This window comes from Marinomonas sp. ATLA20 (assembly GCF_057180105.1).
The window spans coordinates 936,370-961,354 of sequence record NZ_JBXUKU010000001.1 but is presented as its reverse complement, the minus strand read 5'-3'; the positions used below and the strand labels follow the sequence as shown (position 1 = coordinate 961,354).

Here is a 24,985-nt window from a genome sequence, read left to right as displayed (position 1 = left end):
TGGGGGCTTTTTTATGCACTTCATTAAAAAATTCCACTGGGGTTTCCTTATCAGTTTCTCTATACTAGCCGCCCCCTTTAACGCTGTTTAATGAGAGTGATGTGGAAGATTTACTGCATTCAATAGAACAAAAAGTAAAACCATTAATCGGTTTAGGCAAAGTTGCAGACTACATACCCGCATTGGCGAATGTCGATCCTAATCAGTTTGGTATCGCCATCTATAGCAACGATGGTGAGCTGTATCATGCCGGCCAATCCCATACAGACTTCTCTATCCAGAGTATTTCTAAAGTCTTTAGCTTGACCCTTGCCATCAAACATTATGGCGAAGACATGTGGAAACGCGTTGGACGTGAGCCTTCTGGCAATCCGTTTAACTCCCTCGTACAGTTAGAATACGAAGCGGGCGTACCGCGCAATCCCTTCATCAATGCTGGTGCCTTAGTGATCAGTGATATGAATCAATCGCGTTTCGCCTCACCACATTACGCCATGCGAGAGTTTATTCGTCGCTTAGCTGACAATCCCCATTTGAATTCTGACCATATCGTTGCCAGCTCTGAATATGAGTTTCGTGCTCGAAATGCTTCCATGGCGTACTTAATGAAAGCCTTTGGTAATTTCGAAAATGATGTAGAAGATGTCTTGCATAGCTACTTCGACAACTGTGCGATGCGCATGAATTGTGTGGACTTAGCGAAAGCCTTTAGTTTCCTTGCTAATAAGGGCTACTCACAGCTCAGCGGCGAGCAAGTTCTTAGCGCAAGAGAAACAACCCAAGTTAACGGCCTACTCGCCACCAGCGGACTCTACGACGAAGCAGGTAACTTTGCTTATCGCGTTGGACTACCAGGAAAAAGTGGCGTTGGTGGCGGTATTTTAGCCATCGTCCCTAATCGCTTTTCCGTTTGCGTATGGTCTCCAGAGCTCAATAAATCGGGCAATTCACTAGCGGGCATGGCAGCCCTTGAAGCCCTATCCGAAAGTATCGGCTGGTCAGTATTTGGCTAGGCTCTTCTTAAACCAGAAGCAAAAATACAACGACCAAAAACAGAAAAGGGCTTCACGAGAAGCCCTTTTTTAGTATCACAGTTTTTAACAACATATTGGCGAGCGCAGTAGCCACCTAGTTAGAGATGGCGTCACGAGCGAAGCCAAGACGAGTCTTTTTTTAACAAAGAGCTCATAACGTCATACAGTTAGTCTGTGATGACTTTGTAACACGGCACATACGCACTGCCCGGCAACTTCATCCGTTGCTGACGAACAAACGCTTGCAACAAGGCATCCAGTTTCGCCAATAACGCTTTGTCGCCATGAATCTCGAACGGCCCAAACTCTTTGATGTAAGCCACGCCTTGCGCTTTTACGTTGCCGGCAACGATAGACGAAAAGGCACGACGTAAATCCGCGGCAAGCAAATGCGTCTCTTGATTGAAGTGTAGGTTTAGCTCTCGCACTTTTTCATGTGTCGGCTCAAATGGATATTGGAACTCTTCTGGAATATGCAGTTTCCAGTTGTAGTAAAACGCATCTTGATGGGCTTTACGATACTGACGAACTTCTTCCATGCCTTGCTTCATGGCACGGGCAACTTCCACTTCGTCTTCAATGATAATGCGGTATTTATTCTGCGCTTCCGAACCTAATACCTCACCAATGAACGCGTGAATTTGCTCGAAATACTCCGCACTCTCTTTTGGCCCTGTAAACACCAATGGAAAAGGCACGCCAGCATTTTTCGGGTGTAATAAGATACCCAAAATATACAGAATTTCTTCTGCGGTTCCGGCTCCACCAGGGAAAACGACAATGCCATGACCAACACGGACAAAGGCTTCTAGACGCTTCTCTATATCCGGCATGATGACCAACTGATTCACAATTGGGTTCGGTGATTCAGCGGCAATGATACCTGGCTCAGTTAAACCTAAGTAAACACCGTTTTTGATACGTTGTTTGGCATGGGCAATAGCGGCACCTTTCATCGGCCCTTTCATCGCACCCGGTCCACAACCAGTACAAATATTCAGTTCACGCAAGCCCAACTCATGACCTACACGCTTAGTATAATCGTACTCGTGACGAGCAATAGAATGGCCACCCCAACACACCACCATGTCAGGGTTTTGAATACGGCGGAACACATTGGCATTACGCAATAATTCAAACACCACATTGGTTAGCTTATCTGAGCTAGCATCTTCAAGACCACGAGCAAGAATTTCATGCTGGGTAAAAATAATGTCGCGCAATACGCTGAATAGCATCTCACGCACACTGCTAATCATCTTGCCGTCAACAAAGGCACTGCCCGGTGCATTTTTCAGTTGCAGTTTCACGCCTCGTTCTTGTTGCACAATACGAATTTCAAAATCTTTAAATTCTTCCGTGGCAGCTTGAGGATCATCAGAATCACTACCACAGTTCAAAATAGCCAAGGCACAACGGTGAAATAGATCGTGAAGCGGACCAGACTCTTCTGACAGACGAGAAATCTCGTCTTGGGATAACATTTCTAACGAACCTTTCGGTGCGACTAACGCATCAACGCGATCTTCGTACTGCATGATCGCCCTCCTTAATTGTCATTATATTAATGTCTTTTCAATTCATTGCTTTTAAATATATTGGTAGCGCATTCTTGTTTTATCAAGCTTTTACGAAAAACTAAGTAAAAATAGTCAGAATAAAATCAATTATTTAGCCCGTCCATTTGATCAATAAAGTTTATCTTCTATACTGGTTCGCAACGCTTGATAATAATGGGACTTCATTTCAATTAATCGACTGTAAGTACGACGAAATTCAAATAGCAGAGTACCGTTTAAATATAAGCTTTCCAAAGGCACGTCAGCGTTTAATAATAAAACCACCTGATGGTCATAACACTCGTCTACCAAGCTTATAAAGCGACGCACGGCATCGTCATTCACACCCAATGAAACGGCACGTTCACCCGTTTGACCGGAACCAACTGCGCCATCTTCTGTGCCTCGCGCCTTGATATGCTCGTAAGGTTCGCTACTCAATTCTGGAATGCCGGTGAGCATTATCATGGGATACGTTTGCGCCAACTCAATGTAATCCAACGACGACCTAGGGCCATCACACAAGGCATAAAAATCAAACCAAACAATATTATCTGCTGACTCAATGACCGTAATCGCACGACGACAAACTTGCAGCGGCTGCTGTTTCCTATCGCCTTCTGCAAGCTGCTGAAACAAAGCCGACATATCTTGCTCATGTTTGACAAAATAAATCGGCGTAAAGCCAGTATGACGCAATCTATGGTCTTCTTCGCCACTAAGGTGGATGCTTTTTAAATGGTCTTGTAACAAGGCAATGGCGGGGGCAAAACGCTCTTTTTGCAATTGGTTTTGGAACAGGTTTTCCACCGCGATATTCGACGTAGCCACCAGCACCACACCTTCTTCAAATAAGGCTTCAACCAAACCGCGCAGCAACATAGCATCGCCGATATCCGAAACAAAAAACTCATCAAAACACAGTACTCGACATTCTGAAGCCAAACGTTTCGCTATGCCTTTTAAAGGATTTTTCTGACCGAAGGCAAGGTTCAACTCTCGGTGCAAGCGCGCCATAAAATGATGAAAATGCAACCTTAACGCCATGCCATCTGGCAAGCAGTGATAGAACAGATCCATTAGGAACGTCTTGCCACGCCCCACATCCCCCCAAAGATAAACGCCTTTAATTGGCGCCGCCTTGTCGTTGTCTGATGAATTCGAAAGTAACGCTTGATAAACACGCTCCAACTCCTGTAACGCGGACTGTTGGCGCTCATCAAAACTCACTTCGTTTTGCTCTAGGCGAGTTTGATAGGTTTGCAAAGGTGTCATGCACTATTACCTTTTAAAATATATGAGCTTTAAAACTGGCTCATCTGAATACTTACATTGAATGGTCGACAGCATACTGATGAATCGCCATCTTGATCAAATCCAGTACGGGTTGCGAAGTGAACTTACGAGGCATAGTAATGGCGTAAAAATTTTCGAACGCTTGGGGAATACTTTCATAATCCTCCAGCATGTTCGATTGAATCTCATCTTTTACCACCACAGGCGGCAATACAGACAAATAACCACTGTCCCTTGCTAACAATCGCAGCATCGCCATATCGTCAACTTCTGCTTTAATATCCGGCTGATATTGATGAGTAGCGCAAAAAGATTCAAAGGATGAACGAATATCGGTATTGCGCCCTGGTACCACCCATTTTTTACCTTCATAGCCTTGGGGAAAAGGCGCATCTGGCTTTTCACCATAAGGGCCAACGATCGCCACGGCTTGTCTTGCAACCAACTGATTTTGCCATGTGGTGTCATGACCTTCGCTTAAAATGGCTCGATTGGTTAGCGCCAAATCCAACTCGTGATTAACAAGACCACTGAGCAAGTCTGTCATGCCTCTGGAAGCAAGTGAAAAATCCACATGCTCGCTTTTTAACAAGGGAGCAATAAAACTCTCAATAAAATTCCTCGACAAATTGCTCTGCACGCCAATGGTGATGTGCTGAACCTGCGTGGCGCTGTCTTTCTGGATGAACTTCTCTAACTCTTCACCGGTATTAAAAATATCTTGAGCGTAAGCCAACACACGACGACCAACATCGGTCAGCACCAACTTACGTCCTTGGCGAACAAATAACGCCACATCCAAGCTTTGCTCTAGCTGTTTTATCTGCGCTGACAACGCCGATTGAGATATATGCAAGGTTTCTGCTGCTTCCGTCAGGCTAGGACTCCTAGCCACTCGCCAAAAATAATACAGATGGTGATAATTCAGTCGAGCCATGAAAAGTACCTGCAGATACATAATATAAAGTGAACGCTTTATATCAATATATGTATTTTTATTAACAAAATAAAGCCTTCATAATCGCCGCCACTCGTTCAACCTAAAAGATGTAGGTATTTATGTCGCTTCTCGCGTTAAGCTTTCTACCGATTTTCATTCCCTTTACGCTGTTTTTTGGCGGCTGGTATCTCGGCCGTGAGAAAACCAAATACGTGGCACAAAAAGCGTCTCGATTAAGCTTTATCTTGCTGATTATTTTTCTGACCACTTTTCCAGTTAGCTATTTTTTTACCGATGCGTGGCAGTCTTCTAATTTGATTCGGCACACGACACTCAATCAAATCATGCTTGGACTGGTGACGGTGATGGGTTGGGTATTGATCAGTTTTTCCCGTAACTACATGGCGGGGCAGGCTAACCTAAATCGTTACTATCGTTGGTTGATGTTTACCTTGGCGTCCGTTGCTATCACAGTCACCACCAACCATTTGGTGATTTTTTGGCTCGGTTGGTTAGGCATTAGTTTGTCACTCAACAACTTATTAACCTTCTATGCGGATCGCCCACGCGCCATTCTAGCGGCTCACAAAAAGTTCATGCTGGCGCGAGTCGCTGAGCTGTCTTTATTTTCCGCCTTTGCCTTGCTTTATCAGCAATACGATAGTTTATACATCAATACCATTATCAACACCGCGGTGGCCCAATCTAATGCAGGATTAGCCCTACACTGGCAAGAACAAGTAGCTGCCTGTTTGATCGCATTGGCGGCATTAATCAAATGCGCTCAGTTACCCTTCCATGGTTGGTTAATACAAGTGGTCGAATCGCCAACAACCGTTAGCGCCTTGTTGCATGCTGGCGTGATCAACTTAGGTGGTTATCTACTGCTTTTGTTCACACCTTTGGTGGCACAAAGTTCTGTGGCAATCTGGCTATTGTTAATTGTCGCGGGCTTATCGACCCTCGCCAGCGCCTTAATTATGACCACTCGAATCAGCGTAAAAGTACGCCTTGCTTGGTCGACGTGTGCGCAGATGGGTCTGATGCTGTTGGAATTCGCTTTAGGTTTGTACGAATTAGTCTTGCTGCATTTGCTCGCCCATTCGTTTTACAAAGCTTACTCATTCCTCAACTCCGGCAACGCGGTCAATGACGCCATTAGATTGCGTCTTTCCAGTGCGGTTAAACCTAATACTCAACAACTTCAAACAAACAAAGCAATCGTACCTAATGCGCAAACTTGGATCATCGCGCTTGGGTTAAGTACCGCCTGTGTGGTCATTGTCAGAACGCTGCTTGGCTTCGAGGGTGCATTTAGTGCTTGGTGGTTATTCGCTCTCGCGCTGACCTTGCTTATCGTGCAATGGCGTACCAGCGAGCATTCACCTTCTGTGATGTACACCTTCGCTATGGGCTTATTTTTGTGTGTGATTTACACCACATTGAAACATGCCATGCATTATGCACTGCCGACCTATTCTGTTCACACGGTTCAGGCTTTTTCCCTCGCGGACATCTGGGCCATGGTTTTATTTAGCTTACTCTTCGTCTTAAGCGCACTTTTGCATTATCAGGTGCGCTGGCGTGCAGTTCGTCGCTTATCAATTGCATTGTTTGCGGGGCTTTATTTGGATGAATGGCTTACGCGTCTGGTGCTGAAATTCTGGCCAGTCACCTTGCCAGCTAGAACCAAACAAGATCACACCACAACCAAAAATCAACCGTCGCTAAAACCTTAGGAGAATCGCATGACTAGCAAAGCGCCAAATACTTTAAGCATGCAGCAAAAAGACCTATTACTTGATGCGACCAACACGATTGCGCCCCACTGGCCTCTGGATAAACTGATCGCAGTGAACCCACTTTGGTCATTGGTACACAAACCCTTTGACGACATATCTGATGAGCTATCTGCCTCGGCTGGTATCAAAACTCATTTACCTATTAAGTCTTACCGCGCCTGGTATGACGAAGGACGGATTTCGCAAGATTGCCTTGTCAAAGCGGCTCATCATTATGATCTCAAGGTGGCGCCAGAATCCTTACTTGAACACCTATCTCAAGCTAGCGCCGCCCAAACCCCATGGCGCAACATTGCCGATCTTGCAGACCAACAACGCTCCGCCCATAAAATGTCTTGGCACGATGAGATAACTCATCAAGTGAGCCAGTTTTGCGCGGCGCACTATCAGCAGCAAAGTCCAACCCTAAGACAACACAATATTGACAGCGAACTTGACCTTTACAGCCATTGGTTAGAAGTCACCAATGAAGACAAAGGGCTAAGCATTATCATGGCCGAGTCCAAGTTAACCGACTTCTTCCATCACTTACCCAATGATAAAGACGCTTTATTTGCTCTCGTTATCGACGAATTGGCCTTGGATGATAAAGCGCTGCTTTTCTATGCTCAGGCATTATTGCTGGATATCAATGGCTGGAGCAGTTATCTGGCTTACTTGAATTGGTCAAAAGGCGATAGCAATGAAGGTCTTGCGCAAGAAAACCATGTGGTGTCTTTACTCGCCATCAAAATGGCCTGGGAATTGGTGGTGTGGCGTTACCTAAAACACACATCGATAGCATTGCACGCCACAATAGAAACAAAATGGTCAGCACAAAAAAATGCCATTCCACAATTGATTGAAGCTCATCAAGACGCTCTATTAGCACCTAAAGTCTGGGCATTAGCACTGGAATACAGTGAACAAAAAAATCTACATAAAACACTAGTAGCCAAACAACCAGCTCCAACACTTTCGACCAGACCTGAGCTACAAGCCATTTTCTGTATCGACGTTCGTTCAGAAGTCTTTCGCCGCGCACTAGAAAAACAATCTGATACGATTCAAACACTTGGCTTTGCCGGTTTTTTTGGTTTACCTATCGAATACAAAGCGAAAGGCAGCCAATACGCTCGCCCACAACTGCCAGGCCTCTTACAAGCAGCCATAACCGTTACCGAATGCACGAGCAGTAAGAATCACGTACAACACCAGCAAAAAGAAGCTCGTTGGCACCGTTGGGGGCACGCAGCACCTGCGTCGTTTTCCATGGTGGAATCCATGGGTTGGTGGTACGCCTTTAAAATGTTCAAGCAAACACTCTTCTCCAAGAGACAGGAACACCCAGCCAACCGCCTAGCGCCAAACACAAGCTGGCAATTGACCCAACAAGGCGTGGCTTTAACCGACCAAGATAAAGCCAATTTGGCAAAGGGGATTTTAGACACCATCAAGCTAACAACTTACGCGCCTATCGTCATGCTCGTTGGTCACGGTAGCCATACTAGCAACAACCTTCATGCAGCAGGGCTAGAATGTGGCGCTTGCGGCGGCCAAAGTGGCGAAGTGAACGTGAGAGTGTTGGCTTCACTATTAAATGATGACAAGGTACGCGCCTTACTAAACGACATGGGGATGAAGATTCCTAGTGACACCCAGTTTGTTGCCGCGCTGCACAATACCACCACAGATCAATTAACCTGCTTTGACCAACTAGAAGACTCGAAAGACATCGACAACAAGATAACAAACTGGCTTAAAGAAACAGACTGGTTTGAAAAAGCTCAATACTTGGCACAGCAAGAACGTGCGACAAAGTTAGACACTTCCCTGCTGGAAGTGCCTGATAAACAACGCTCTAAGGCTTTTACCAGACGCGCAAACGATTGGTCTCAAGTTAATCCAGAATGGGGGCTCGCCAACAACCACTCCTTTATCATCGCACCACGCCAGCAAACTCGGCACCTTGACTTACAAGGTCGAAGCTTCCTACACGATTATGATCAACAAAATGACCCCGATTTCAGCATCTTAGAACGCATTTTAACGGCGCCCATGCTGGTGACTCACTGGATCAACATGCAGTACAACCTATCGGTGACGGATAACTTCAAATTCGGCTGTGGTAATAAAGTGCTGCACAATGCCGTGGGTGGCAACATTGGTGTATTTGAAGGTAACGGTGGGGACTTGCGCATAGGCTTGTCTATGCAATCACTAAGCAATGGTGAGAAATGGATGCACACGCCGGTCCGACTTGCGGTCTACATTGCCGCCCCAAAAGCCGAGATCGAGAAAATCGCTGCAAAGCATGACATTGTCAGGCAATTGATCGATAACGGCTGGCTGTATTTGTTTCAATGGGAAGGTGACAAAATCCAACGCTTTTACCAACAACAATGGCAAGCACAAGGATAAGAGACCTCAAGCCCCAGCGGCACGCAAGCGTGCCACTGGGCGCTCATCAATCAAGATATGAATTAATGCTGTGATCAAAGCAATAATACAGGCCGCCCACCAAACAACATCATAAGACCCCGTTTTGTCGTATAGATAACCGCCCAACCACACACCGCTGAACGAGCCAAGTTGATGGCCTAAAAAGACGATGCCGTAAAGCAAGCCCATGTAACGTAGACCAAACATTTGCGCGACTAATCCCGATGTCGGTGGCACCGTCGCCAGCCAAAGCAAACCAGTGGCTATAGAAAACACATAGACCGACATATCGGTCATCGGTAATGTCATAAACAAGGCAATCGCCAAGGCTCTTAGCGCATAAATGATGGTGAGTAATTTTTTCTTCGAGTACTTTCCTGCCCAACTGCCAGACAATAAACAGCCAAAAATATTAAACAGCCCAATCAGAGCCAAACTTGCTACAGCAATATCTGGGGAAAAACCTTGGTCAGACAAAAACGCAGGCATGTGAACCGTGATAAAGGCTAATTGAAAACCACACACAAAAAAGCCAACCACCAACAACCAGTAATGCGAATAAGCACTGGCTTCGCGCAATGCTTCTTTCATGGTTTGTGTCACTTCTTTAGTCGCAGAGCTTGTGGCCTCGCTCTCTTTTACTTGGCGAAATGGACTAGACAATAACACCATCATCAGGGCACACACGGCCATCAACATCAAAGCATTACTCCAGCCATAGGAAGCAATAAAATCTTGCGCGATAGGTACAACCAATAACTGCCCAGCAGAACCCGCCGCACTGCCCAAACCCAAAGCAAAGGAGCGTTTTTCAGGCGAAACCATACGCGCCATCGCTGGCAATACCACACCAAATCCCGTCGCTGCGATGCCCATCCCCATAAGTACGCCAGCGCCCATATTGAGTCCTAGCACACCATCAGCACCCGCGGTTACATACAAACCCAATGCATATAACGCCGCCCCAATAAACAAGGTTTTCAAGGTACCGTAACGATCAGCAAAGGCACCAGCAATAGGCTGAAATAACCCCCAACATAAGTTTTGTAGCGCCAGAGCAAAGGCAAACACTTCTCGTCCGTAGCCAAATTCTTGGGAAATGGGCGCCATAAAAAAGCCCATTGATGAGCGCAAACCAAAGTTCAACGCCAACAAGAGGCAGATAAGACCAATAGAAACACTGAGTAACTTCACAGGGCGCGACATGCATGCTTTCCTTACTAAAACAAATCACAGAATAACGACTTTCATAGTATTCATGACGCTCTAATAAGTCGAGTAACAAACTTAGTTCCAGCAATATATAATAAGAAAAGAGCTGCTAATAAAAATGCCCAACAATATCATTGTTGGGCATTTGAATTTTTTATTAGGTTTGCTATCTAAACCCTTATTCCAAAGGACGATACAAACCGATTACTCTATCGTTAAAGTTAAGAGTATCAGCGAAAGCTTTTAACTTTTTCAACGTTAAGCCAGACGTCAGCTTGTCCATTTCATCAAGATAACGGGCATCGCCATAAAGAGTTTCACTCAATTCAAGTCGGTGCACTAACGTGCCATCAAAATCTTTTTCTAAGCGATTTTGCTCCACATCGACGAACGCCTTATGAATTTCATCCACCCACTCTTCGGTTATCATCTTTGGTAATTCCGTAAGCGTTTTTTTGGTCATGTCGGCCAAATCGTCTAACCGTTCTGGAGAGCTCGAATATTGAATTTTAAGTTCAGCACGATTGGTATCTTTGTTTAGATCCAGACCGACTCTAACGCTGTAAACACCTTGAACTTCACTACGTAGACGCTGTTTTAACTGCGCCTCTAAACGCTCACCTAAATAAGTCAACTGAAGCGCAGCAATAGGTGACCAAGGAATAGATTGATACGCATACATCCTATATTCAGCTTTCGGCTCTGTATTTAATGAAACATCAACAATCACTTGACCTGCTTGTTGTACAACTGCAGTGGTATTATCCATTTGCGCATTCAAGTCACGTGGAATATTAGCTAGGTACAAAGTAACTAAGTCTTTAATATCCTCTTCAGGCAAACGAGACACCATAAAATAATGAACAGGCAACACCGCTTGCTTGTAACGCGTTTGCTGTATTACTTCTAACGACAAAGGCGCTAAATTAGATAAGCTAACCGTTAACTCTCTTTTACCGAAGCGTGCCTGCGCTAGACGACGGGAAAACACCTCGATAGGACGCTCTACTTTAATGCTGGCACTTCTTTTCAAATTTCTTATTATGCTGTCGTAAACATCAGCATCAATTTGGGGGTTAACTTGATTAATATGATAAAGCCCCAATAGCTTATCTAACTTTTCATCATCAATCGCTCCGCGATACGCAAGACTTTGTTCCTTTTGCTTAGATGACAAAAACACACTATTCTCTTTTCGCCATTGCTGGAACTCTTCATCACTCCAACCATATATCCCAGTCGCATCAGACATTTGCGCAGCGATTTGTTCTGCCCAAACAGAGCCTTTTTTTACGTTATAACCCGCAGCAGAGAGGGCCGTAAAATAAGTTTTATTATCTTCCTCGGACTTATCTATTTGATAATGCTCGGCCAACACACTGGGATCGAGCAGTGTGAGTTTATCGCCGTTTGATAAAGACCAATACGATATACCTAATTCTGGGTTTCTCGAGGAAAGCGTCATTGAACCGCTTTTAGTAACCGCAGGTAATATTTTTACCGCTACTACTTTTTCTATTTCTAAGGCTCCAAGCTGTCGAGACTTCATTTCTTTAAAAATAGCTTCAACGGATTCCGCTGTACCGATATCGACACTTTTCCCACCCACAGCTTGCGTATAAAGAATACGATCTGGCGAAGACAACCACTGCGTCAGACGAGCATTTACGTCTTCCAAAGATATCGTTTTCACAAGACTCAGAATTCGATCATTACTCAGCTGAGGATCTTGCAGAACTTTATCAGAAGTGACAGCATCCATCATTTTAACTACCCAAATAGTACCTCGACTCTTCGCTGCGTTTTTATTACGCTCTGCTGTATCAATGACTTTTTGATAAACCTGATCAAAATCTTCTTGCATAAAACCATGTTTTTCAATTCGTTCTAATTCTTGAATTAATGTATCTAATCCTAAAACATGGTAACCATCATCGACATTCACAGAAAAACCTAAGATTGCCACATTAGGTGACACGTTACCTTTGGTAGTAGATAAGGCACGAACATGCTCTGGTAACACTTCTTTTTGCCGACGAACCTGCTGGGTCAATAGGTTACGTGTCATATAGTTAATCACGCCATTACGTATTCCTTCGTCCGTATCGTCAGTCTTACTTTCAAAGCGATATAAAAATGCCACTTGATTCCATTTATTACCTGGATCTTGAAGCTGACCAATTTTAAGCTTTTCATCTAAAACAGGATCTTTGGGATGGCGTTTTGGCAGCTCTCGCCTAGGTTCAGCGCTAAACATTCGCTTAACTTGATCTTCCAATTCCGCGGTATCGACTGGTGCATAAATAACCAATGCCATATTATTCGGCGCATACCAATCTTGGTAAAACGTCTGAAGTTGTTCCGCGGGCGTGTTTTTAATCGTCGCTTGTGTGCCTATTACTGGGCGTTCTGGATACAAGGATCCAACCCGTAATAAGGCTTTTTTCTCATTATTCACTCGGGAGCGGTGGCTTAACTTACCACGCCATTCCTCTTGAATAATTAAACGTTCTTTGTCCAACGACGAAGCTTTGATTTCAGCATGAAATGCCATTTGTTGATAAATATCCAACACCTTAGTCAATCGCTCAGGCGTGGTGTTTTTCAAGTTCACCATATAGCGGGTATTTTCGCTGTTGGTCATGGCATTAAAGTCACGGCCTTGCTTGAATCCCATATCAGTCAAGGCTTTACGCACACCGTTTGGAAACGTCTTACTTTCATGGAACACCATGTGTTCAACCATGTGCGCCACACCTAACTGATTGTCTTTCTCATCAATAGCACCAGAAAGCACGACCAAATTCGCTAACGTCAGCCCTTTTGGCGCATCTTTTTCTTGTCTTGAATCGAATAAATAATAGCGAAAACCATTATCCAAGGTACCTTGTACAACTCGATTATCCCAAGGTAAAGCTTTGTCATCAGCATGCACTTGGGCCGTCAGAGCAAACAAACAAATCACCCCAGCAATACTCAGAAATTTCTGTAAAAAAAGCATAAAACAGCTCACAAAGAAGTTATTTAAAAACAGCCATAAACAAATGCTCGACAGAGCATTTGTTTATAAGAAAGAAAGGAAATAGGAAGATCATCGGCTTAAAAACGCATGCCAACTTCTATACTGGTCGATCGGCCTAAAGTGTAAGAATAATTGTTTGAATTTGTCGATACATCGATGTAATCATCAAACACATTATCGATCGACACTTTTAGATACCCCTCGACTGATTCGAACAATTCAGGTTTCCATTCAATAGAGGTATCCAAGGTAATCAGCTTATCAAACTTTAGATCATCATAGATGTCATAGTCTCGAGTTGAACCAGCATAATTCTCTTTTGTGTCTTGAGCAATGGTACCGCCGGATTTCACGTTAATGGTATTCGCCCAAATAACATGCCAATTTAGAAACTCTGTTCGAGTTGCAAAGTTCACATTATAAGGAATATTAAAGTCGGATTTAGGCAGTTGAGATTCATAGATAACACTACCCTTATAATAAATTTCTTTAGATGATATAGGATCTTCATACGAAGCGGATTTAAGCGTGTTGGTTTCACTTTCTTGATAACTAATAGAGAAACTACCGTAGGTTTTTGTACTACCCAGCTCCAAAGGATTACGTGCAGATAATGTCAGAGAAACTGTGTCCGTAGAGCTACGCCCCTCGTTAGAGTAATAATCCAACCCGTCTTCTGTTTCGGCGCGAGTTACGATATCTCGGCTCTCACGATTAACAAACTGCAAGCTGGCATCCAAAAAGCCAATTTGCTGAACAACGCCAATAGAGATTTCGTCGGAATAAGGTGTTTTCAGATCATAGTCTGAAAATGAGGTATCTTCTCGCTGTTTGACAGTTTTTACGCTTCCATCCTCATTAAAAGTCGTCGCTGTCCGCCAAGAGCGAAGTGTATTATTAACTTCATATTGAAAAAAGCTACGTCCATAATACCGATTTGCACCAGCCTTAATACGAGTTTTTTGATCACTAAAGACATCCCATTCAGCAGTCAATCTTGGTGAGAAATTTAGGTTTTCTAAGGTTGAATCATAATCAGCACGGATTCCTGCATAATAAGACCAATCACCATATTTCACCGTATCGGAAAAATAAATACCGATTGAATGATAAGTTTTTTGAAATTTATTATCTGAAATGATATTACGACTTCTTAGATATTCATCATCACGATCTAAAGAGCCATCATTATCAGCATCCAAGCACAAGCCATTATTCGCATCACGGCAGGCAAAAATTTCATTAATGATATCCCCGTCTACTTGATAAAATTGCTTAATAAAACCCAACTCAAGCCCAGTTCGAAGAGAGTGCTCGAAACGCCCAACTTGAAAAGCATTTTGCAGCCAATCAAACTTTAAGTTAGTGGTATTTTGCTGCTGATTGACATTGCCATAACCACCAGAATATGGCCAACGACCACTTTCCCTATCTACAGGGTGGTAAGAATAAGTAGAATCATCTGACTGGATTGAGTCACTGGCCTCATTATAAGACAACGTCGTCAGTAAACGTCCATTCGTGGCTTCGTACTCAATATCAGTATTGATTCCTACCGCTTTATGGGATTTTATAAATGCAGAATCAAATGTTGCACTTGTTAACCCATCATGATGACGATTCGCATACATTATAGATGAGCCGATGTTCAAGTTATTGTTCACTCTATAATCAAAGCGCAGCATAATATTATCGACTGTATCATCATACTCTATTCCTTGATGCCCATAATTGACGTCGGAATACTTTGTTTTCACTCGTTTATCATACACTTGAGCGAAATTAGAGGTGGCTCTAGAAGCAGTATACGTCAAGCCTAATTTTTCACTTAATCCTTGCGCACCAGTTATTGTATATCGCTGCTTAAGATACTCTGGTGTATATTCACCTGAATATGATTCCCCTTCTTCATAGTCCTCTTCAAAGTCTTCATCAACATGCATTTCGTCCCAATCATCTTTTGAAACTGCGTATTTAATGGATGTGTAGTTGTCACTGTCGTAGCGTTTTAACTTTGATGACACAACCCCACCCATAAAACCACCAAACTCGACAGGAACATTTGAGTCATATACCTCAACAGACTCAAGAGCACTAGGATCGATATAAAAGCTTTGAGAAGAACTCCCAGATAGCATACTTAAGCTAGTAGGACTGATCGGATTGGTATAAGAGTCTTCTGAGTTTCCAGGGTTTAAGTCATTATTTGCACTCATTCCATCGATGACGAATAAATTTTGATAATGAGATTGTCCATTAATAGACACTTCGTCGGGACGCATAGTCGCACTATTAGCAGAAGAGCTTGATGAACGGCTAAAACGGACACTACCATTGCCTTTTAACAAATCCGTTAAGTTTTCATTCGCACCTGCCATGGATTCAATTTCGTTTTGACCAATAACCTGTTTGCCCACTTCTGCTCTGTTCTGCTGACCTTGCACCAACAATGGCGCCATGGTTATGCCGTCGGCACTTTTGGAGATAGAACTAGAATCCACTAAAACAATGCTTTTATCGTCACCAATATCATAAGAAAGACCTGTACCTATTAACAATAAATCCAGCGCTTGTCCTGTAGAGTACTCACCTACAAAACCGAGTGTTTTCTTATTTTTAAGAAGCGCCCCATTACCACCTAAGTACATACCCGATACAGCGGCGAAAGTATTAACGGCTTGTGATAAAGGTCCTGCAGGAATGTTGTAGTAACGCTTTTCAACAGCAGCTGATTCGGCATAAGCTGGGGATGTCATCGTCAACGCTACGCCACTGGCGAGAAGCGTATTCATAGCAAGCAGAGAAGCGGTTGTGCGCTGCTTGAATCTCTGTCTTGGTAATTGGAAAAAAGCCATACGAACTCCGTAATAATAATGTTTCTTATTACTATTACCGAACGTAAATAAAAAAAGGGACATGAAAAAAAACGTTTTTCTTAAAATAGTTCGAAAAAATGTTTAGTGAACGCTAAGCCGCAGAAACACTCACCCACCAAGGCAGCGGATGATGCACTCGAATTGGAAACGATTTAGACAACATAGACAGAACGAGATTCATATCGTGATTCGGAAACGTCCCCACCACACGTAAATCCGCCACGCTAGGATCTAGGTTGATATAACCATGGTTGTAACGCCCTATTTCTGCCATAAAATCTTTAAGGGACATATCTTCAACAATTAACAACCCATCACGCCAAGATTCATATAGAAGAGAAGCTGGCTGAGTATCAGCCATAGAGTGAGAGCTAAAAGTCACCTCTTCCCCGCCATAAAGTGTTCTAGAAGCGCTTGAATCAAAAGGTGCCAGTGATACAGCACCCTCATAAACAGCTAATACACTTTGCTCTGTTGACAACTGTCTCACACAAAAACGTACAGTTTCTTCGCTTGATCTAACAAGCCCATGTGCGCATGAAACAGAAAAGGCTCGGCTGTCGAGAGAGGTTTGTGTTTGCACCAAGACCTCCCCCATCACCAGAGACACACCTCGATTTTCACGACGAGGGAAACGATTTATCGCACTATTGGTATTCAACCAAACTTGTGAGCCATCCTCTAAATCATAAGTAGCGACTTGCCCAACTTGCGTATGAAAATCGGCCATCCATGATGACGCTATAGTTGGCAATGGCGTTTCATTCCAACCAATCCAGCCTAATGCCGCAACACCGGTCACACCCAACACCCCTTTCATGAATTGGCGACGATTCACAGAGCCACCATTATTCAAAACATAGCCCGCTGAATGTTTTTCTGTGTCATCTTTAAAAGCAGAAAACATTGCGCCAACGGATTCAACCTGCTGCCATGCTTGACGGTGAGCGATGTCATCCTCCAACCACTGCTGCCAAGCGCGTCTATCCGATTCTGAAACAGGTTTATCAGATAATACAGAAAACCATTCAGAAGCAGCTTCTAAATGGGCATGATTTGAAGGTCGAGAGGAGGACATAAGATTATAGTGACTGATCAGATTTAAATAAAAGACACTGTAACATAGCCTGAGCCATGTAGCGCTTTATCATCCGCTCCGAAACAGACAAACGTTCGGCAATTTCTCGGTAAGTTAAACCATGAAGTTGAGACAAGATAAGCGTATTAGCCACCTTTTTGGGTAACTTAGCGATCATTGCGTCTAATTCACAAAGCAACTCAATCATAGACGCAGAATGCTCAGCAGAAGGCACAAATTCTTCTTCACAATTGGCCAACGACTCTAACCAAGCCTGTTCGACTTGCTTACGACGCCAATGATCAATATACAAGCCTTTCGCTATCGTACTTAAAAAAGCACGGGCTTCACCCATATTAGAAAAGTATTTCGGTTTTTTGAGTAATCGTACAAAAGTGTCTTGAGCAATATCTGCTGCCAATTCATGACAACCGAGGCGCCCACGAATCCATCCCGTTAGCCATGAATTATGCTCAGCATAAAGCTCACCAACTTGTTGAGTTGTTTGATGCTCAGGATTCATCGAACCGTTCGACCTCATAGTTACTCATAATATTTTTTTAGAAGCAGAAAAGTACAATAAATGAGAATGGATATCAACAATTCAAAGATATTTAAACACCAAACTAAAGATTATCCATACGAATAAATACGCTTTAGCTTGATGTAAAAACTACTTTCGAAAGAAGTTATAACGTAGTAAATGCTCCGCCTTTCGCTAAGGCTTGTTGGTACGCTGGCACAGCTTCGACTTGTTTGATAAAACGCGCGATATTCGGAAATTCAGACAAATTCATTCTTGTGCTAGACGCTTGTAATGGAAAGCTCATTTGTATATCCGCGGCCGTTAGCTCTTCGCCAACAAACCATGTGTTCTCCCCCAGTGTTTGTTCAATAAATTGCATCTGAGGCGTTATTCGTGGCGTGATGAATTTCTCTTGAACTTTACCCGAGATCGCCTTGGCAATCGGCTTCACAAAAAAAGGCATGGGACTTTCAGGAATCTTCATCATCACCAATTTCATCACCAACAAAGGCATTAAAGAGCCTTCAGCAAAATGCAGCCAATAGCGATAATCCAGCAATGCCTTGCCATCCGTCGGTCTCAAACGCTTTTCCGTATCATACTGATCCAACAAATATTCAATAATCGCCCCAGACTCAGCCACGGTTAACTCGCCATCTGTGATAACTGGCGACTTACCCAGTGGATGTACTTTTTTCAAAGATTCGGGGCCAGAAGCGGTTTCAGGATCACGCTTGTATTCCACAATCTCGTACTCAAGACCAAGCTCCTCCAACAACCACAAAATACGCTGAGAGCGAGAATTTTCTAAATGATGAACCGTAATCATATAATTTCCTTATTGTCTTATCGGGAATGAATATCGCTAATTCTTACAATACAGACTATACGCAATGAAACAAAAAAAAGATGACTGAAGCGTAAAAACAGACAAAATCAAATTCTCACTCGTTCAAATATAGCTCAGCCATACTATCCAATCGTTGTTTCACTGCTTTCCAATTCGGCATAACTTGCGTTAGCAAGCGCCAGAACCGATCACTGTGGTTATGTTCAGCAATATGACAAAGCTCATGCAAAATCACGTAGTCGATACAGTCTTTTGGCGCTTTAATAAGGTGAGGATTCAGCAAGAGCGAGCCACGCGCCGAGCAACTTCCCCACTGTTTTTGCATCGGCAAAACACGAAAATACGGCACGCCTTTGACCCATTGTGTTTCCGGCAGTAATTGCATCAAACGTTCGTGAAACACTCGCTCTGCATTGGCTTGATACCAATGCGTCACCAGTGTTTTTACACGAGCGGCTTTGTGTTCATCAAACTGGCTTAAGGTGACTAACAGCTTGCCTCGCGTCATCTTGATCTTTGGCCCCGCTGCAAAGTCTTCCTCGACTTTCAATACATAGCGTTTACCAAGATAAAACTGCATCTCGCCGCTGACATAGTCTTTGGACTGAACAAATTCCTGCTGACTGCGACACGCCACCAAGGCATCCCAAATCCACTTTGCACGCTTAATCACGGCGCCATGAATCGCCTCGTTGCTGGCATCGTCCGGCGCGATCACTTGCACCTCACCACTAGGAGGAACGCGAATGGTAATTTTGCGCTTTGTGGCCGCCGCATTTTCTTGTTTTTCAACTAAAGGCCGCTTTTTACGAATCACGTCGTAAGCGATGGCTTCGTCGCCATAAACAAAGCTGTATTCTTCGCTATTACGTTCACTAGAATGAATGGCTGTCATAAGAAGGCTTTCATAAAATAATCAAGGTTATCGAGACGAATGCTGAAAGCGAGTGCTTTGAAGGCGAACATTTTGCGTTACTGCGGTAATCAAGGCATCGGCTTTTGCTAAATCAAATTGATTAAAAAGAATCGGTAACAAGCCAACTCGAATTTGCTTATCAATCTCCTGCGGATTGATCGAATATTCGGCCACCGCTTTACGCACCACTTGATCAATGTGTAGCGCAAACTCAATCCCTTTATCGTCGCTGATCGGTTTGCCCTCTTTGGACAAAATGTCCTTAGAAAGACCATTGCCAAGCTGCTGCAATATCAGACCATAATAAATTTGTACATTACCACGCACAGAAGCATCTAGCTGACGGATTTTTTCCTGCGGAATCCCTGCCACCTTGCGTTCTTTTAACTGCTCTTCCAAATCCGCAAACAGCATGTATTGTTTAATCGGCGCATCAAACATAGCACTGGCTTTTTCGATGGCCTCTTTTAGCATCTTGGAGAAATATTCCTGCGCGTAAGGATCGTCCGCTAGCTCTTGCTCGATTTGTCTTGTCATTCGCCCTGTGATGGCGTCTTTTTTATTACGCGCTTCGGCGTCTGTCATCTTTACAGGTTGGCTATTGTCACCCAAATCCCCGACCCAATAAGCGCCTTTCGATTCACGAATTTCCACCCCGCCAATATGCTTATCCAACAAGGCGCGAATGTCTTCTTCGTATTGATCGTAATCGATGGTTTCTTCTGCCGCCGCGCGCACTTTCTGACGTAAGTCCGTCATGTTTTTCAGGGTTTGCTTATACAAGGCGCGTTTGTCGTCAAAGCGTTCATCGTCAAAATAACCTGCCGATTGCAGCGCCACCTTCATGCAACGAGCAAACGCCGACAAGGACGCATAAAAATCGTCACGCTTTTTCAAGTTCACATCGGTTAGCTGACCATCAATGTTTTCGATTTTAACCGCCAACGCCAGCTCCAACGCAGTACGATCACTCTTATTCTGAACCGAATCAAAAAACGACCACAAGGTCGCGTACAAACTCGGCAGTTTTTTGTACTCGGTTTCCATAGCGCTGTACAAGCCTTTGAGATCGTCAATATCAAAGCCCGCTTGCGTGCGCTTAGCAAGATCCTGATACTTCTCAATTGTGGTATCTAATTCTGTTAGGACACCGCGATAATCGATCAAATAGCCAAAATCCTTTTCTTTGTATAAGCGGTTTACCCGCGCAATCGCTTGAATCAAGCTGTGTTGTTTCAACGGCTTATCAATGTACAACACGGTATTTTTCGGTTCATCAAAGCCCGTCAGCAGCTTATCTACCACAATCATGATGTCTGGGCCGTCGTCCTCAGAAAACGCTTTAATAATCTGCTTGGTGTAGGTTTTCTCGTCCTGATTGGCGACGTTCTTTTTCCACCAATTTTGTACGATGTCGGTGCTGTCTTTATCAACTTCGGAATGGCCTTCTCGCGTGTCGGGTGCCGACATGGCCACCACAGAAGTGACTTTGCCAATCTCATCCAACAAGACTTTATAGCGAATCGCCGACGCTTTGGAATCGCACGCCAGTTGGCCTTTTAGACCACGATGTTTGAAGTTTTGAAAATGGTCCGAAATATCATGGGCGATCAATTCTAAGCGACCGTGAGTTTGATAAATCTGCCCTTGCTGAGCGAACTTACGTTTTAAGTCCGAGCGCTGTTTATCGGTGAGCTTATCGGTAATGCGATCAAACCAAGCGTCGATGGCTTTATCATTTGGGCTGAGTTCTGCTTTGCGTTCTTCGTATAACAGCGGCGTCACGGTTTTGTCTTCCACCGCTTGCTGCATGGTGTAGGAATGAATGATCTTACCGAACTTGTTTTCGGTTTTATCATCTTGCAATAACGGCGTGCCAGTAAAGGCCACAAACGCCGCTTTAGGCAAGGTTTGGCGCATCCGAATATTGTTTTCGCCATTCTGGCTGCGGTGTCCTTCATCCACCAACACAATGATATTGGGGCTGTCGTTAAAGCATTCTGGCAGCGCCACCGCAGTGCCAAATTTATTAATAATCGAGAAAATAATCCGCTCGTTACCTCTGCCAATTTGCTTAGCGAGGCGCGCCCCATTGGTCGCCATGGCCTTGGCTTTGTCTTTCTCCGACAAAGCCCCGCCCGACATAAAGGTTTGTGACAACTGATTTTCCAAATCCACTCGGTCAGTCACCACAATCACCCGACACGTCGCCAGCTCAGGCAGCCAGATCAACGCCTTGGAGAGAAATACCATGGTGAAAGATTTGCCCGATCCTGTGGTATGCCAGATCACGCCGCCGTTACGTGCGCCTTGACGCTTCGCATTAACAACACCGCTTTCTTCCACGCCATCATCAAAAGTGGTGATGCGTTCAACCAAGGCTTTGATGCCAAACACTTGCTGATAACGCGCCACAATGCGCCCGTTCTTTTTGTCGAACAAGCTAAACAAACGCGTCATTTCCAGCAATCTGTCATGGCGTAACAAAGACACCAATAGACGATCCTGATCCGTCACCAATAAATCGCCACCAGCGATCAAAGCAAGATAAGTTTCCCGCGTTTTGCTCGGTCGATGATCGAACAAGGCGTCTAGCTTGGCTGGCGAAAGCGGCATGTTCTTCAGACGAGAAAACGTCACCTCGGTGATCTCTTCTTCTTTCCACTTCGCCCAGAATTTGTCTTTCGTGCCACAAGTGCCGTACAAACCGTCATCGCCATTAATCGCTAACAACAACTGGCTGTAGGCAAACAAATGGGGGATTTGATCTTGAGCTTGGTTACGAATGCTTTGCGAAACACCTTCCATTACCGAGGATTTCCCCGCCGTGCCTTTTTTGCTGGAAGCTGGGCGTTTTGCCTCGATCACCACCCAAGGCAAACCATTTACAAAACACACAATATCGGGAATACATTTGCCCGTGCCGTGGGTGTTGTCCACTGTCAGCTCTTCGGTAAAGTGGTATTCGTTATTAGCGGGAGTTCGCCAATCGATTATTTGAATGGTCGGGCTGTGTTTTTTGCCATCAATAAACTCCGTCACCGTGATGCCATAGGTTAACGCATCGTAGAGTTTTTCATTGGCGGCGTTTAAACCTTCATTCATGGCAGGATGGCCAAGCTGATGGACGATCTTATCAATCGATTCCTCTGACAAGGCTCTCAGCTTACCCAAATAGGAAAAACGCTGCTTGGCCAACACAGCACGCAGCACCTGCGGCAAAATCACCACAGACGATTTCTCCCGCTGCGCCAAACAAGCACGAGGCGAAACAAACTCGTAGCCCAAATTACTTAACAGCGTCAGTGCGGGGATCTTCGAGCTGTGCTCTTCATTGAAGTTAGCCAATGGTGCGTTCATTTAGGCGCCTTGTATTAAAGATTTAATCGCAGAAGGAAAAGACGCAATCTGCCCTGCTTCGTATTCTGTGGTTTCTAGCTCAATCACAGCAGCCATAGCTTCAGCGCTGTCTAAACTATCAAGAACATTCACCACTTCTTCTATACGCTGGCGACGCTGATTTTTAAGATAAGGATGGTTTAGATTCAGCAGATTAATCGTATACTTTGCTTTCTCTTGCTCTGCATCATCGAGATGTGGTGATGGAACAATTTCACCGCTTGCTTCTAGAAACGCAAAGAAACGCTCACAATCTGGGTCAGTAGGAGAAATAAAAAAATTAGCATCGTAAAAGTAAAACTTGGCATGACCGCCAAAATAATTGAAATGGCTTTTATCATCTGGGTCTTGAGTGATAACAGACAATTCCCCCTGTTTGATCGAATACAAATCATGAGCATCTAGAACAGAGACGACAAGATTCTCATAATCAAAGGTTTCATTTGGAAAGCGGCTTTTAGGTTTGATGTGTTCAATATGACAGCCATATTGTGTTGAAGACGCCAAAGAAACAAACGCGCTAATATTAAACTCAGTGTAAGCACAAAGCCCTTTTTGCTCTAATTTCAGTTTGTTACGTACGGTTTTCTTTCCGCCAAACTCATCCCAGCGTACTGCAGCTTCTTCTGAAGTGCTTGGTCGACCTCTCGTGTTTTGTCTATCTAATACATTACTGCCTAACTCCGTTTTAGCAATCACTCTCATTGTGCCAGCAATCCCTTACGTCGAATTTTACGATCTGCTTTTTGTAACTCATGATGCTCTGCACCAAGCATTTTCTCTAGTTTAGCTCGCTGCGCTTTACCGTCGCTAGATTCATGTTGCCCTAAATCAATCATGTTTAAATAGCGCTCTACTTCTACCACCTGCTCGATACGAGGTTTAGGATTAACATGCATCACTTCCGTTAAAATATCATGACTGGCTTCGCCATAAGTTTCACCAAAGATAGGCTGAACGGCGCCTGTTTTACCTAACACTATGATGGATTCTTTTTTAACGGTTGAGAGCACTTGAGGGCTGTGGGTCGTGACAATAAATTGTATATTCGGAAAGGCTTCTTCCAAATTCTGTAGCACTAATTGTTGCCATTCAGGGTGCAAATGCATGTCTATTTCATCGATTAACACAGTGCCAAATGTACCAGTTACTGCCTCTCCTTCTAAATGTGGATTCAAACGCACACAGCGGTAGGCAATATCAGCCACCAAGCCAACCATATTCCGAACACCGTCACTCAACAAAGAAATAGGTATATCACCCTGCTTAGGATGTGTGGCTATAATTTGCTTTGAACTTGCCCCATAACGCACATTTTTCCATCCAGAAGGCGCAAGCACGGTATTAATCGCATTACCAATGGCACTCAATAAACGACCACGAACTGTTTTCCCCTTGCTAAGCGCTTCTTCAAGACCTGATTGCTCAAGTATCTCCATACGACGCTCGTAATCCGCAATGCTTTCATTACGAAGCCAGCGAGCAAAAGCGTTGTAGCTGGACTCTGGGTCCATGCAATCGCGGTAACCTTCTAAACGGCTTGCCTTGCTGAGCGATTCTTCTTTCATAGAGGAAAGTGATTTCTGCTTCCAAAGACGTCCCGTTCCATAGTAAGCCAAAATAGGTAAGGTGATAGCCTCGCCATTTTGCACCGCTTTTTCTAAGCGCTTAGCAGAATTTTTTAGAGGAGCCACCTGAGTAGTGCGACTTTTTTCGGAATTAAGGCTGCGAGTCCAAGAGAGAGGAAAGTCCGGAATAGACGATGCTTCGTAAGCCTCACAAGTCACAGTAACAGGAAACTGGTATTCCATTTGAATCGTTTCCCCATGCGCTGATTGAGTAACAGCAAGGTGAATCTCATCTTTATGAACACCACGATCCACGCCTGTTCCAAAGGCACTAAGGTATTGTCCGTAAGCCACAGAAATCGCATCTAATACAGAGGTTTTACCAAAGCCGTTTTGCCCGACAATAACGTTCAGACCTTCATTAAAATGACATTCAAACGAGGTAAAACCACGAAAGTTCGAAAGCGTTAGCGTCTTTAATTTCAT

16 protein-coding genes are annotated in these 24,985 nt (G+C 44.1%); 3 read left to right on the top strand and 13 right to left on the bottom strand.

The features are described from left to right. Positions 1–101: 101 nt before the first annotated feature. Positions 102–1,013, top strand: a complete 912-nt coding sequence (glsB, locus tag AC2A4J_RS04345) for a glutaminase B (RefSeq protein WP_484175075.1) — start codon at positions 102–104, stop codon at positions 1,011–1,013. A gap of 188 nt (positions 1,014–1,201) precedes the next feature. On the opposite strand, the gene ppnN is transcribed toward glsB, so the two are convergent. From ppnN to AC2A4J_RS04330, 3 genes are all read right to left on the bottom strand, one after another. After that, on the bottom strand, positions 1,202–2,572 hold the full coding sequence (ppnN, locus tag AC2A4J_RS04340) for a nucleotide 5'-monophosphate nucleosidase PpnN (protein ID WP_255827968.1): 1,371 nt from the start codon (positions 2,570–2,572) through the stop codon (positions 1,202–1,204). Between the two features lie 150 nt (positions 2,573–2,722). Further along, a complete protein-coding gene (gene zapE, locus AC2A4J_RS04335) occupies positions 2,723–3,868 on the bottom strand; it encodes a cell division protein ZapE (protein ID WP_484175074.1) in 1,146 nt (381 codons plus the stop codon). Between the two features lie 52 nt (positions 3,869–3,920). Then, entirely contained in the window at positions 3,921–4,826 is a 906-nt protein-coding gene (locus AC2A4J_RS04330; RefSeq protein WP_484175073.1) for a LysR family transcriptional regulator, read from the bottom strand. Between the two features lie 122 nt (positions 4,827–4,948). Here AC2A4J_RS04330 and AC2A4J_RS04325 point away from each other — a divergent pair, with 122 nt between their 5' ends. Next, complete coding sequence (locus AC2A4J_RS04325) at positions 4,949–6,568, top strand: NADH-quinone oxidoreductase subunit L (RefSeq protein ID WP_484175072.1); 1,620 nt, start codon at positions 4,949–4,951, stop codon at positions 6,566–6,568. A 9-nt stretch (positions 6,569–6,577) separates the two neighbouring features. After that, positions 6,578–9,031: a YbcC family protein gene (locus AC2A4J_RS04320; RefSeq protein WP_484175071.1), complete on the top strand. Its 2,454-nt coding sequence runs from the start codon at positions 6,578–6,580 to the stop codon at positions 9,029–9,031. Positions 9,032–9,037: 6 nt separating this feature from the next. Here the strand turns inward: AC2A4J_RS04320 and AC2A4J_RS04315 are convergent, their stop codons facing one another. From AC2A4J_RS04315 to AC2A4J_RS04270, 10 genes are all read right to left on the bottom strand, one after another. Beyond that, the gene (locus AC2A4J_RS04315; RefSeq protein WP_484175070.1) at positions 9,038–10,258 is read right to left on the bottom strand and encodes an MFS transporter; all 1,221 of its coding nucleotides are present in this window, start codon (positions 10,256–10,258) and stop codon (positions 9,038–9,040) included. Positions 10,259–10,442: 184 nt separating this feature from the next. After that, positions 10,443–13,265, bottom strand: a complete 2,823-nt coding sequence (locus AC2A4J_RS04310; RefSeq protein WP_484175069.1) for a M16 family metallopeptidase — start codon at positions 13,263–13,265, stop codon at positions 10,443–10,445. 98 nt (positions 13,266–13,363) lie between these two features. Next, complete coding sequence (locus tag AC2A4J_RS04305; RefSeq protein ID WP_484175068.1) at positions 13,364–16,141, bottom strand: TonB-dependent receptor plug domain-containing protein; 2,778 nt, start codon at positions 16,139–16,141, stop codon at positions 13,364–13,366. 112 nt (positions 16,142–16,253) lie between these two features. Further along, complete coding sequence (locus AC2A4J_RS04300; protein WP_484175067.1) at positions 16,254–17,240, bottom strand: DUF4880 domain-containing protein; 987 nt, start codon at positions 17,238–17,240, stop codon at positions 16,254–16,256. Between the two features lie 4 nt (positions 17,241–17,244). Continuing rightward, positions 17,245–17,781, bottom strand: coding sequence for a sigma-70 family RNA polymerase sigma factor (locus AC2A4J_RS04295; protein ID WP_484175066.1), 537 nt, complete (start codon positions 17,779–17,781; stop codon positions 17,245–17,247). 148 nt (positions 17,782–17,929) lie between these two features. Next, complete coding sequence (locus AC2A4J_RS04290) at positions 17,930–18,595, bottom strand: glutathione S-transferase (protein WP_484175065.1); 666 nt, start codon at positions 18,593–18,595, stop codon at positions 17,930–17,932. A 115-nt stretch (positions 18,596–18,710) separates the two neighbouring features. Then, positions 18,711–19,511: a M48 family metallopeptidase gene (locus AC2A4J_RS04285; protein ID WP_484175064.1), complete on the bottom strand. Its 801-nt coding sequence runs from the start codon at positions 19,509–19,511 to the stop codon at positions 18,711–18,713. Between the two features lie 27 nt (positions 19,512–19,538). After that, positions 19,539–22,892 (bottom strand): type I restriction endonuclease subunit R, encoded by a 3,354-nt coding sequence (locus tag AC2A4J_RS04280; protein ID WP_484175063.1) that lies wholly within the window; start codon positions 22,890–22,892, stop codon positions 19,539–19,541. Further along, positions 22,893–23,636, bottom strand: coding sequence for a retron system putative HNH endonuclease (locus tag AC2A4J_RS04275; protein ID WP_484175062.1), 744 nt, complete (start codon positions 23,634–23,636; stop codon positions 22,893–22,895). Then, complete coding sequence (locus AC2A4J_RS04270) at positions 23,633–24,985, bottom strand: AAA family ATPase (protein ID WP_484175061.1); 1,353 nt, start codon at positions 24,983–24,985, stop codon at positions 23,633–23,635. Before AC2A4J_RS04270 ends, AC2A4J_RS04275 begins: the two co-directional genes overlap by 4 nt.

Coding starts and splice junctions, on each gene's coding strand:
- ppnN (WP_255827968.1), bottom strand. CDS start 2,572: ATGCAGTACGAAGATCGCGTTGATGCGTTAGTCGCACCGAAAGGTTCG.
- zapE (WP_484175074.1), bottom strand. CDS start 3,868: ATGACACCTTTGCAAACCTATCAAACTCGCCTAGAGCAAAACGAAGTG.
- AC2A4J_RS04330 (WP_484175073.1), bottom strand. CDS start 4,826: ATGGCTCGACTGAATTATCACCATCTGTATTATTTTTGGCGAGTGGCT.
- AC2A4J_RS04325 (WP_484175072.1), top strand. CDS start 4,949: ATGTCGCTTCTCGCGTTAAGCTTTCTACCGATTTTCATTCCCTTTACG.
- AC2A4J_RS04320 (WP_484175071.1), top strand. CDS start 6,578: ATGACTAGCAAAGCGCCAAATACTTTAAGCATGCAGCAAAAAGACCTA.
- AC2A4J_RS04315 (WP_484175070.1), bottom strand. CDS start 10,258: ATGTCGCGCCCTGTGAAGTTACTCAGTGTTTCTATTGGTCTTATCTGC.
- AC2A4J_RS04310 (WP_484175069.1), bottom strand. CDS start 13,265: ATGCTTTTTTTACAGAAATTTCTGAGTATTGCTGGGGTGATTTGTTTG.
- AC2A4J_RS04305 (WP_484175068.1), bottom strand. CDS start 16,141: ATGGCTTTTTTCCAATTACCAAGACAGAGATTCAAGCAGCGCACAACC.
- AC2A4J_RS04300 (WP_484175067.1), bottom strand. CDS start 17,240: ATGTCCTCCTCTCGACCTTCAAATCATGCCCATTTAGAAGCTGCTTCT.
- AC2A4J_RS04295 (WP_484175066.1), bottom strand. CDS start 17,781: ATGAGGTCGAACGGTTCGATGAATCCTGAGCATCAAACAACTCAACAA.
- AC2A4J_RS04290 (WP_484175065.1), bottom strand. CDS start 18,595: ATGATTACGGTTCATCATTTAGAAAATTCTCGCTCTCAGCGTATTTTG.
- AC2A4J_RS04285 (WP_484175064.1), bottom strand. CDS start 19,511: ATGACAGCCATTCATTCTAGTGAACGTAATAGCGAAGAATACAGCTTT.
- AC2A4J_RS04280 (WP_484175063.1), bottom strand. CDS start 22,892: ATGAACGCACCATTGGCTAACTTCAATGAAGAGCACAGCTCGAAGATC.
- AC2A4J_RS04275 (WP_484175062.1), bottom strand. CDS start 23,636: ATGAGAGTGATTGCTAAAACGGAGTTAGGCAGTAATGTATTAGATAGA.
- AC2A4J_RS04270 (WP_484175061.1), bottom strand. CDS start 24,985: ATGAAATTAAAGACGCTAACGCTTTCGAACTTTCGTGGTTTTACCTCG.